The sequence below is a fragment of the Pseudarthrobacter sp. C1 genome (assembly GCF_034720455.1).
Classification (GTDB): domain Bacteria; phylum Actinomycetota; class Actinomycetes; order Actinomycetales; family Micrococcaceae; genus Arthrobacter.
Window position 1 is genome coordinate 58738 of record NZ_JAYESK010000015.1, and the last position, 11049, is coordinate 69786.

Annotated in this window: 7 protein-coding genes and 1 pseudogene; 3 read left to right on the forward strand and 5 right to left on the reverse strand. The window is 66.6% G+C overall.

All coding sequences use genetic code 11. The annotated features are described in order from the left end of the window. Window positions 1-171: 171 nt before the first annotated feature. Window positions 172-3267 (forward strand): alpha-amylase family glycosyl hydrolase, encoded by a 3096-nt coding sequence (locus U7114_RS18525; RefSeq protein ID WP_323058167.1) that lies wholly within the window; start codon window positions 172-174, stop codon window positions 3265-3267. Between the two features lie 144 nt (window positions 3268-3411). Here U7114_RS18525 and malQ read toward each other — a convergent pair whose 3' ends face one another. Further along, the gene (gene malQ, locus U7114_RS18530) at window positions 3412-5607 is read right to left on the reverse strand and encodes a 4-alpha-glucanotransferase (RefSeq protein ID WP_323058168.1); all 2196 of its coding nucleotides are present in this window, start codon (window positions 5605-5607) and stop codon (window positions 3412-3414) included. Between the two features lie 331 nt (window positions 5608-5938). After that, a complete protein-coding gene (locus U7114_RS18535; protein WP_323058169.1) occupies window positions 5939-6673 on the reverse strand; it encodes a GAF and ANTAR domain-containing protein in 735 nt (244 codons plus the stop codon). Between the two features lie 182 nt (window positions 6674-6855). Between U7114_RS18535 and U7114_RS18540 the strand changes: the two genes are divergently transcribed. Beyond that, on the forward strand, window positions 6856-7902 hold the full coding sequence (locus U7114_RS18540; protein WP_157239588.1) for an aldo/keto reductase: 1047 nt from the start codon (window positions 6856-6858) through the stop codon (window positions 7900-7902). Here U7114_RS18540 and U7114_RS18545 read toward each other — a convergent pair. Both U7114_RS18545 and U7114_RS18550 read right to left on the reverse strand, forming a co-directional pair. Next, window positions 7888-8841, reverse strand: coding sequence for a DMT family transporter (locus U7114_RS18545; protein WP_323058170.1), 954 nt, complete (start codon window positions 8839-8841; stop codon window positions 7888-7890). The genes U7114_RS18540 and U7114_RS18545 overlap by 15 nt on opposite strands. Continuing rightward, a complete protein-coding gene (locus U7114_RS18550) occupies window positions 8838-9386 on the reverse strand; it encodes a helix-turn-helix domain-containing protein (protein WP_323058172.1) in 549 nt (182 codons plus the stop codon). Before U7114_RS18550 ends, U7114_RS18545 begins: the two co-directional genes overlap by 4 nt. A 229-nt stretch (window positions 9387-9615) precedes the next feature. Between U7114_RS18550 and U7114_RS18555 the strand changes: the two genes are divergently transcribed. Continuing rightward, window positions 9616-9915 carry a DUF4193 domain-containing protein gene (locus U7114_RS18555; protein ID WP_157239592.1) on the forward strand — a complete coding sequence of 100 codons (300 nt, stop codon included), beginning with the start codon at window positions 9616-9618 and terminating at the stop codon, window positions 9913-9915. A 173-nt stretch (window positions 9916-10088) separates the two neighbouring features. On the opposite strand, the pseudogene U7114_RS18560 reads toward U7114_RS18555, so the two are convergent. Further along, window positions 10089-11049, reverse strand: a pseudogene (locus U7114_RS18560) (enolase C-terminal domain-like protein); the annotation flags it as partial.

An 11049-nucleotide genomic window follows, 5' to 3' on the forward strand; every position in this document is an offset into this window, starting at 1 on the left:
GCGGAACCGCGGACGCCATTGGCTAAACACTGGAGTTATTCAATGCAAGCGCTTACAGTTGTGCCGTGGCTCACAAGGAAGCTTGCTTACCTGTGAGCCCTCACAGCAATTGCCGGCTGTTGTCCGCCGGCAAGCCTGAACAGCAGCGCCGCTCCCAGGAAGGTCTCAGCCTTGATATTCCGCACCCGTCCCAGCGCGCCCCCACGCGCCCGAAAGTCTCCAGGATCCACCACACCCCCGGCCGCGCCGGCCCGGGCCGTTGCCGCCGGACTGCTGGCAGCCGCCGTCGCCGCCTCCGCGGCAGTCCTTCCCGCCCAGGCTGCACCTGGCCCCAAAGACCCTGGGTCGGCGTCGGCCCTTCACTCACTCCGCGCCCCCGTAACGGATGAGAACTTCTACTTTGTGATGGCGGACCGCTTCAGCAACGGAAGCACCGCGAATGACCAGGGCGGCCTGGGCAGCGATCCCATGGTGTCCGGCTTCGATCCCACAAACAAGGGGTTCTACAACGGCGGAGACCTTGCGGGCCTCCTGGACAAGATCGACTACATCCAGGGCCTGGGCACCACTTCCATCTGGCTCACCCCCAGCTTCAAGAACAAAGCGGTGCAGACAGAGGACGGATCGGCCGGATACCACGGCTACTGGATCACCGACTTTACCCAGATCGATCCGCACCTGGGCACCAATGCCGAGCTCAAGGCCCTCATTGACGAGGCCCACAGCCGCGGCATGAAGGTCTATTTCGACATCATCACCAACCACACGGCTGATGTCATCAGCTACAAGGACGGCGCACGCCAGGGATACGTTTCCAAGGATGAAGTGCCCTACAAAACCGCGGACGGCGTGGCGTTCGATGACCGCGATTACGCCGGCGCGGACAACTTCCCGGAACTCGACCCACTGAAATCCTTCCCCTACATTCCCGAACTGACAGCAGAAGAGCAGAACCTGAAGGTCCCCGCCTGGCTGAACGATCCAACGCTGTACCACAACCGCGGTGACACAACCTTCGCGGGTGAGGACGCCTACTACGGCGACTTCTTCGGCCTGGATGACCTGTTCACCGAGCACCCCAAAGTGGTCAGCGGCATGAAGGACATCTACAAGACCTGGATCCGCGACTTCGGCGTGGACGGCTTCCGGATCGACACGATGAAGCACGTCAACAACGAGTTCTGGCAGGAGTTCGGCCCGGACGTCCTCAACTACGCCAAAGCGCAGGGCAAGGACGAGTTCTTTATGTTCGGCGAGGTCTTCGACACCACCAAGAGCTTCACCTCCCAGTTCACCACCCGCAACCAGATGCAGGCTGTCCTGGACTTCCCCTTCCAGGAGGCAGCCCGGAGCTTCGCCTCCAAGGGACAGGACACCCGCACCCTGGAGACGTTCTTCGCCGGCGATGACTGGTACACGGATGCAGATTCGAACGTGTACCAGCTGCCCACCTTCCTGGGAAACCACGACATGGGCCGCATCGGCAGCTTCATCGCCGCGGACAACCCCGGAGCGACGGACGACGAAAAGGTGGCCCGCGACCGGCTGGCCCACGAACTGATGTACTTCTCCCGCGGCAACCCTGTGATCTACTACGGCGACGAGCAGGGCTTCACCGGCCCCGGCGGGGACCAGGACGCACGCCAGACCCTCTTCCCCAGCAAAGTGGAGGCATACCTCGACGACGACCTGCTGGGCACCGAGGCCACGCACGCCGAGGACAACTTCAACCCCGGGCACCCGCTGTACGGCAAGATCAGCGAGCTCGCCGCGCTCACCAAGGAGCACCCGGCCCTGCGCGACGGCGCCCACCAGCACCGCTATGCCTCCGACGGGCCCGGCATCTACGCCTTCTCCCGAACGGATGCGGCGGACCAGCGCGAGTATGTCGTGGCGCTGAACAACAGCGAACAGGCACAGACCGCAGAGGTACCCGCCTACATTGCCAAGCGCACCTACACGCGGATCTACGGCGAAGGCGCGGACGAGGCGAAGACTTCGGCGGACGGCAAGCTGGCCGTCACCGTCCCGCCGCTTTCCGCCGTGGTGTACCAGTCCTCCGGCAGGATCCCGCACTCCAAGGAAGCGCCCGCCGTCGTCCTCCAGGAGCCGGCACCCGCGCAGGGTGACAACGGGCGCCTCAAGGTGACGGCCGACGTCGGCGGTTCCTCGTTCTATGAGGTCACCTTCGAAGCCAAGGCAGCAGGCGGGGACTGGACGCCCATCGGCACTGATGACACGGCTCCGTACCAGGTGTTCCACGACGTGGCGGCCTTCGACGCCGGCACGGCGATGGAGTACCGCGCCACCGTACTGGACAACGGCGGACACACCGCCACGTCACAGTCCCGCACGGCAAACGTTCCCGCACCCGTCATCACGCTGCAGAAGCCGGTGGAAGGCAGCAACGTGAAAGGCTCGGTGGAGCTCAGCGCCACCGTCGATCCCGAGAAGGCAAGCCACGAGGTTACCTTCGAACGCAGCGTGGCCGGCGGCGAGTGGACCACGGTTGCCACCGACGGGTCCTCACCCGTTTACTCGGCAACGGACGACATCTCGAACCTTGAGGACGGCACCAAGGTGGCCTACCGGGCCACAATGACCGGTCCCGGTTTCAGCGTGGCCAGCGCGGCCCGGACGGTCACGGTGGGCGATGCCCCGCAGCCCGGCTCAGTGACCGTGGTTGGGTCCCTGAACCAGGCCATGGGCTGCGCGGCGCCCTGGGAGCCCACGTGTTCACAGGCCAGGATGGCGCTGGACCCGGCCGACAAGATCTGGCGGCTCACGGTGGGCCTGCCTGCCGGCCAGTACGAGTACAAGGCTGCACTGAACGGCGGCTGGGCGGAGAACTACGGCGCCGGCGGCAAGCTCAACGGGCCGAACATCGCCCTGGACCATCCGGGCGGCCCCGTGACGTTCCGCTATGACAACAGCACGCACGTGATCACGGCCGTGTACGCCTCCCAGCAGCCCGGCGCCGTTGCGGCTGCGGGGAGCATGAACAGCGAACTGGGCTGCATCAAGGACTGGGATCCGGCCTGCGACCAGGCGCAGCTGGTGCTGGACCCGGCCGGCCTCGTCTGGAAGCTGGCCGTGCCGAATCTCGCCGCGGGAACGTACGAGTTCAAGGCCGCCCTTGACCGGTCCTGGGGTGTCAGCTACGGCGCGGGCGGAAGTTCCCCGGGCGGCAACATCGTGTTCAAGCACGACGGCGGCCCGGTCACTTTCCGCTATGACCACTTCAGCCACCTGATCACGGCCGGCTAGCGGAGCCCCGCGAAAGCCGAAATCGCGGGGTCACTTCGCGCCCCATCCGGAGCATTGGATGGGGCGCGAAGTGACCCTCCCCACCCGCACCCTAGCCTCGCAAGCTCGGCCAGGGAACCCTGCGGGTGTGGGCCCACGTGGCGCTTAGCTGCGCAGGGCACCGTCCACCGCTGCCAGCAGCGAGTTGAACCGCGCGTTGGCGGGAAGGTCGTCAAGGAACACCGGCCTGCCGTCCGGCCCGGCCAGCGGGACCTGCCAGTTCGGGTACAGGGCCTCGGTGGTGCCGGGCTGGTTCTGGACGCGACGCTCCCCCACCGCGTCCACGAGGGCAACGCCCAGCAGGACCGACGGCGTCTGCGTGAGCAGGAGGTGGAGCGCCTCGATGGTCTGTTCCTCGGTCACCGCCAGCGAACCGGGGTCCCCCTGCAGGTAGCCGCGCTCGCGCAGCAGGGCCAGCATTTTCTCCAGCGAGGCGTTGTGCTCGGCCCGTTCCTCTTCCTCGGACCGTTCCAGGAGTTCGAGCCGGCTGCGGAGCGCCACGTGGTCGCCGGCAAGGTAGCCGGCGGTGGGCGGAAGGTCGTGGGTGTTGACGCTGGAAAGTGCCTGCGTCCGGTACTTCTCCGGCGCAAGGGGGGAATCGCCGTCGTACTCAAACCAAAGGATGGACGTTCCCAGGATGCCGCGGGCGGCAAGGTAGTCACGCACCCACGGTTCGAAGGTGCCCAGGTCCTCGCCGATCACGACGGCCCCGGCGCGCTGGGCCTCCAGTGCCAGGATGCCGATCAGCGCTTCATGGTCGTAGCGGACGTAGGCGCCATCACCCGGGGCGTTCCCGACCGGGATCCACCAGAGCCGGAAAAGCCCAAGGATGTGGTCCACCCGGATGCCGCCGGCGTGCCGCAGAACGGTGGCCAGCATGTTCCGGAACGGGATGTAACCGGCCTCGGCCAGGCGGGCGGGATGCCACGGCGGCTGCCCCCAGTCCTGGCCCTGCTGGTTGTACATGTCCGGCGGTGCGCCCACGCTGGTGCCGGGAGCAAGCACGTGGCGGAGCGTCCAGGCATCGGCGCTGCTGTGGTCCACGCCGACGGCGAGGTCGTGCACCACGCCCAGGCGCATTCCGGAGCGCAGGGCAGCCTTCTGGGCCTCCTCCAGCTGCTCATCGCAGATCCACTGCAGCCAGCGGTGGAATCCGATCCTGTCCGCAAGCTTTTCGCGCAGTGCTTCAGCCTGCGGTGTGCCCAGGGAAGTGGCCGGGTCCGTCCACAGGGGATCGTCCGGCGCGACGTCTTCGCGGATGGCGGACCAGAGCGCGAAATCGTCCAGCCCGGTCCCGGAGATCCGGCAGAACTCGTCAAACGCGGCCTGCCGGGCCGGGGAGCGGCGGGCGTGGTAGAGCATTTCCAGGGCCTGGAGTTTGGCGGCATAGACGGCGTTCCGGTCCAGCCGGCCGGCCTCCTTGTTGAGCCCGGCGACTTCCTCCCGAAGCTTCTCAACCGCCGCCCGCCTGCGCGGCTTCAGATAGGCAAGCTCGGGAATCGCTTCGATGCGGATGTAGAGCGGATTGAAGAACCGGCGCGTGGACGGCGAATACGGGGATGGCTGCACCGGCGGCACAGGCTCGGCCGCATGGAGCGGGTTGACCAGCACGTAGTCGGCCCCGCGCTCACCGCTGATGGCAGCAAGGTCAGCCAGGTCGGCGAAGTCGCCAATGCCCCAGGACCGTTTGGAGCGCACGGAATAGAGCTGCGTGGCAAGCCCCCAGCCGCGGCGCTCTTCGAGGGGCTTGGCAGTGGTCAGCTGGCGCGGCGTCACCACCAGGGTTGCCGTGGCAGTGGCGCCGCCGGACTCGGCGGTCAGGGTGTGCCAGCCAAGGGGCAGGTCCTGCGGGAGGGCGAACGTGGCACGGCCGGTGGACACGCCGTCGATATCCTTGGGCTGTTCCCAAACGTCCTGCTGGACGGCGTCCACGGTGCCTGCCCCGTCCTCAAGGGCAATGCCCAGCCGGACGGCGGCACCGTCGGGCACATGGACCGGGACCAGCGCCGGCTCGCCCTGCTGGATGACGACGGCGGGAGGCAGCATCCGCCGCCACGGCGCCAGTTCCGCTTCCGCCAGCGCGGCCTCAATCGCCGGGTTGGTGTCCGCCTTCACGCCAAGGGCAGCCAGGACCTTGATCAGGGTACTTTCGGCCACAGTGTGCGGCAGCCCGTCCCAGCCCTGGAAGGAGGTGCCCACTCCATGGGCGTCCGCGAGCTTCTGGAGCAGGTGGGGGTCTATGGCCCCGCCGGCAGCAGCTTCCCCCGCAGCAGGGAGGGTGCCCGGAGGATCGGTTGGCATCCCTGGACGATATGAGTGCTGCTGGTCTGAAGCCGTCATGCGTGTCCGCCTCGTCTGGTGTGATGTGGCCCGAACTTACAGTGCTGCTGTTGCTGCCTGTTGTACCGGGGCGCCTGCACCCCCGCGCACAACCGTTGGTTCAGATTATTGCAGGGCGGCGCCGAGACGAAACCGGCGGGACACGCAGTGGGAATTCGAAGTCCCTACCGGAACCACCGCCAGGGTGTAGCTGCCCGGGCGGGCGCCTGCCGACGTCGGGCCCGGCCGGTTCGAATACGCGTTGGCGGCCGTTCCTAATGCAGCGGCCCGGCCCCAGGCCAGCCTGCAACGGCTACGGATCAAAGTGCGTGCTGACGGAGCCGGAACTCACCCGGTTCAGGACTTCCGCGGCGAGGTCCCTCAGTTTCTGGTTCCGGTGGCTGGAGGCCTTGGTAAGCAGCGCCATGGCCTCTTCCTGCGAGCAACGGTTCTGGGCCATGATCACCCCGCACGCCAAGTCGATGGTGGTGCGGTTCTGCAGGGCGGCCGAGAGGTCGTCTGCCATGTTCCGGGCGTCCGCGATCTGCAGGGCCAGCCGCACGGCCCGTCCCGCCTGGTCGGCAAAACCCTGGGCCCTGCTGATGACAGCGTCGGAGAAGACGCCGGATTCCGAGGCGAAGAAATTCAGGGCCGCTGCCTGGTCCTCATCCAGGGCGAGGGGCACGCCCAGCACACTCCGGCAGCCGTTGGCGGCCAAGATCTTTTGGTACTCCGGCCAGCGGGTATCGGTTTCCACGTCAGCCAGGACAACAGGCTGCATGGTCTCCAGCGAGGCCAGGCACGGGCCTTCACCGAGAGCCTGCTCGAGCCTGTCCAGTTCCCTGGCCCGGTCGCTGCTGCCCGCCACGGTGGCGCTGCGCTTGCGTCGCCGCAATGTCACGCCGCACTCAACCCGCGAACCCGCCGACTCGCTCAGGGCGGATGCAGCCACTTCGGAGAGCTCCGTGAGGAAGTCGTTCACGTTGCTGCTGCTAATAATCAGGTCATGCAACTTGATGAACTGTTCATCATTGCTCGGGGTGCCCATGCACCAATATAAGCGGATCCGCGGGGGAAACGCCCGCCATAATTCGTCACGCCCGGGCTCCTGCGTTACTCCGTGCGAAGAAAAGCGAAGGACTAAGGCGTATGCCTGCCAGCCCCGCGTGAAGCTGTGTAGCCTCGTGAGGATCGAAGGCATTAGTGGCTATGCAACGGGAGGAACCGGGGATGAGCCTCAGCGAACTGCGGGTATTCGGACGGTCGGGTACCCCGGTCAGCCCGCTCACTTTGGGCACCATGAATTTCGGCGAAGGCAACGGCGGACCGCACGGCGCCCCCACCGGCGCCGATGAGGGCATCCGGATCATCCAGGCTGCGCTGGACGCCGGGATCACCGCCGTCGACACCGCCGATGTCTATTCGCAGGGCGAGTCGGAACAGGTGGTGGGCCGGGCTCTGCGCGGACGGCGCGACGACGTCTTCCTCGCCACCAAGTTCCATGGCCAGATGAGCGCCAACCCGGCCCATTCCGGAAACTCGCGCCGCTGGATCACCCAGGCGGTGGAGGGCAGCCTCCGCCGGCTCCAAACAGACCGGATCGACCTCTACCAGGCACACCGGCCGGACTACAACACCGATGTCCTGGAGACCATCACCACCCTCAACGACCTGATCCGCCAGGGCAAGATCCTCTATTACGGCACGTCCGTTTTCACCCCGGCGCAGCTTGTGGAGGCACAGTGGCTGGCCACCACCAACCACCTCATCCCGCCGCTGGGAAACCAGGTGCCCTACTCCATGCTGGTGCGCGGCAACGAACGCGACGTCCTGCCCATTGCCCAGCAATACGGGCTGGGCGTCCTGGCCTACGGGCCGCTGGCCGGCGGCTGGCTGTCCGGCAGCTTCGTCCTGGAATCCGGCAAGGCACCCACCCGCGTGCATTCACTGCCCGGCCGGTACGACATCTCCGGGCCCTCCAGCGAACGCAAGCTCCTGGCGGCCGATGCACTCGCCAGGCTGGCGGACAAGCTGGAGCTTTCGCTGGTGGACCTTTCCATCGGGTTCGCCCTCAGCCACCCCGCCATCAGCAGTGTCATCATCGGGCCCCGCAGCGAGGAACACCTGCAGGCGTACCTGCGGGCAGCGGACGTCCAGCTCAGCGAATCCGTTCTGGACGCCATCGATGACGTGGTGCCGCCGGGAACCAACTTCGTGGAGCGGGACGCCGGCGCGATCGTCCCGTCGATTGAGTTCGCGGAACTACGACGGCGGTAGCGGCCCTGGCGCCGGGCCGGCGGCCGGCTTGCGCGGCGTCAGGATGAACAGGCTGAAAATCACGACGGCGGCGCCAAGCCAGCCATGCAGCGGCAGCCGTTCACCCACCACCAGCACCGCCAGGACTGCAGCCACCACCGTTTCAAGCAGGGAAATGCCGGTGGCAGTGCTGGCCCGGATCCTGGCCAGGCCCCAGCCGAACAGGACGTAGCCGGTAAACATCGGAACCAGTGCCATGTAGGCCGCCACCGAGAAATTGGTCCAGGATTCCAGCAGGGGCGCGCCGGTTACCGCAAGCACGGGCATCAGCAGGAGCCCACCGAGGCCGAAGACAGTTCCCATGGCAGCCCGCGAGGACAGCCCTCCGCCGATAAGGCGGTGGGCTGTCCAGGAATACAGGGCATACGTGGCACCGGCCACCAGGCCCAGGGCTATTCCCGCCAATGGCGTCCATGACTCGCCGGGGGAACCGGCTGCCTGCCCGTGCCCCTGCCCGGCGAAGGACAACACTGCTGCGCCCGTGACGCCCAGGAAAGCTCCGGCCATCCACCTGCGGGTGAGCGGCTTTCCGTCCGCGAAGCGCTCAATGAGGGCGGCCGCCACCGGCGCCGAGCCAATGGAAACCACAGTTCCCACTGCTACCCCCGAAAGACGCATCGAGCTGTAGAAGGCGAGGGGATAGACGGCCACCGCCGCTGCACCCAGGGACACCAGTCGCCAGCGGTCCAGCAGGCCCGGCCACTGCCCGGCGATGGCACCGACGGCGTAAAGGGCCTGGAGCAGCCCGCCGATTCCCATAGCCACCGCGCCCACGGCCAACGGACTCACCGACGGGGCGAAGGCGGCAGCCGTGCCCGTGGTACCCCACAGCACGGATGCGATGGCAACGCATAAAGCGCCCCAGAGCGGCACTTTGAAATCTCCGGCTCCCGGGTTCACAGCCCCTCCAACAGCCGGGCAGCGATGGTCCGGCCGTCCTTCAGGCGCTGGTCGTCCCCTTCCAGCCCTGCCCTGGCCATGGCACCCTCAAGCAGGAAAGCCAGGTGCCGGGCCAGCCCCGCGGCACGCTCATCCCCTGGCAGGAGTTCGGCGACATGCCCGGCCAGCAGCTCCTCAACCTCTTCCTTGTGCTTCCGGACCGCCGCCCGCCCGGCCGCCCCCGCGGGCAGTTCCGCTGCTGCATTGAGGAGCCCGCATCCCCTGAACCCGTCCCGGTAGGCGAAATTCGCGTGGTCCATGTATGCGTCAAAGACGGCAAGCACCCGTTCCTGCGGAGTCTTCGCGGTTTCCAGCCGCTGGCGGTACAGGCCGAGCCACTCCGAATGCCGGGCTTCCAGGTAGGCCGCCACCAGCTCCGCCTTGGAGGAGAAATTGTTGTAGAGGCTCTTCTTGGCCACGCCTGCTTCAGCGGTGATGGCGTCGATCCCGGTGGCCCCCACACCTTGGGCGTAGAAGAGCCGGGCTGCAGCGTCAAGCAGCAGTATTCGGGCCTTACGCCTGGTCGAGCCGGCACGGGCTGGCGCGGCGGCGGCTGCACCGGCGGAAGCAGTGGGAGCGGCGGATCGGGCAATCTCCGGGAGGGACAAAGCGGCTCCTTGGGTCAACAGTAGTTAGATCAGTCTACCTACTTATCCGTCGGGAATAACGCGGCCCGCCTTCATGTTGTTGCTCTGTTCAGAACGAACTGCTTCCAGCCGACAGGAGAACGCATCAATGTCAGTTGACTATGACGCTCCACGGGTGACGCCCGAGGAAGAGCCGAACGCCGGCTTCGAGGAGCTGAAGACCCAGAAGTCTGGCCGACGGGAGGCTATAGCCGACGTGGACGAGGCCGAGCTCGCGGACAGCTTCGAGTTGCCCGGGGCGGACCTCTCGAACGAGGAACTCCTGATCCAGGTGGTGCCGGTCCAGGCCGACGAATTCACCTGCATGTCCTGCTTCCTGGTCCACCACCGCAGCCAGCTCGCCAGGGAGAAGGACGGCAAGAAGTACTGCAGGGAGTGCGAGTCGTAGGGGGCGGCTTGTCCGGCGGAGGCCGGCGCTGGACCGCCTCCGCCCCGGCCCGCGCCAAGTTGGCTTTCATCCATTGGAATCCCAGCTCGTGGGGGTGCCGGCCGGCGATGCCGCGCCCGGGCACGCCACCTCGTGACCGGGCGCGGTAATAACCGGCCTTCAGCAGCGCGTGGTCACCAGTCGTGGACCGTTCCGTCGATGAGGCGGTTGTAGGGCAGGTAGGCCTGCTGGTAGGGGTAGGCGGCTGCGGCTTCTTCGTTGAACTCGACGCCGATGCCGGGCTTGTCCCCGGGGTGGAGGTAGCCGTCCACGAACGTCATGGACTGCTCGAACACCTCGTTGGTCTTGTCCGAATGCTGCATGTACTCCTGGATCCCGTAGTTATGGATCGCCAGGCCCACGTGCAGCTGCGCCGCGAAGCCCACAGGGGAAATGTCCGTGGGCCCGTGGAAACCGGACTTGATCTGGTACTGCGCCGCGAAATCCATCACCTTCTTCAACGGGGAGATCCCGCCGAAGTGCGTGNAGGGGAAATGTCCGTGGGCCCGTGGAAACCGGACTTGATCTGGTACTGCGCCGCGAAATCCATCACCTTCTTCAACGGGGAGATCCCGCCGAAGTGCGTGGACGCGGCCCGGACGTAATCAATCAGCTGTTCCTTGATCAGGGTCTGGAAGTCATACACGGTATTGAAGATCTCCCCGATCGCCAACGGCGTGGTGGTGTGCTGCCGGACCAGGCGCAGGCCCTCCTGGTTCTCCGCCGGGGTGCAGTCCTCCAACCAGAACAGGTCAGACGGCTCCAGCGCCTTGCCCAGCTTCGCCGCCTGGATCGGCGTCATCCGGTGATGCCCGTCATGCAGCAACGGGATCTCCGGACCGAACTCATTCCGCACCGCCTCAAACACCGTAGGCAGGTGCCGCAGGTACGCACGGGTGTCCCAGTCCTCCTCCACCGGAAACGCACCCCGCCCGGCCGGCTCGTAGTCATACCGCTCCCCCGAAGCCTGCGCCTGCGCGGCGACACCGTACACGGCCTTAATCCCGGGAACCGCCGTCTGGATCCGGATCGACTTGTACCCCAGCTCCAGATGCTCCCGCACCGAATCAAACAACGACGGCAAATCCGCGCCCG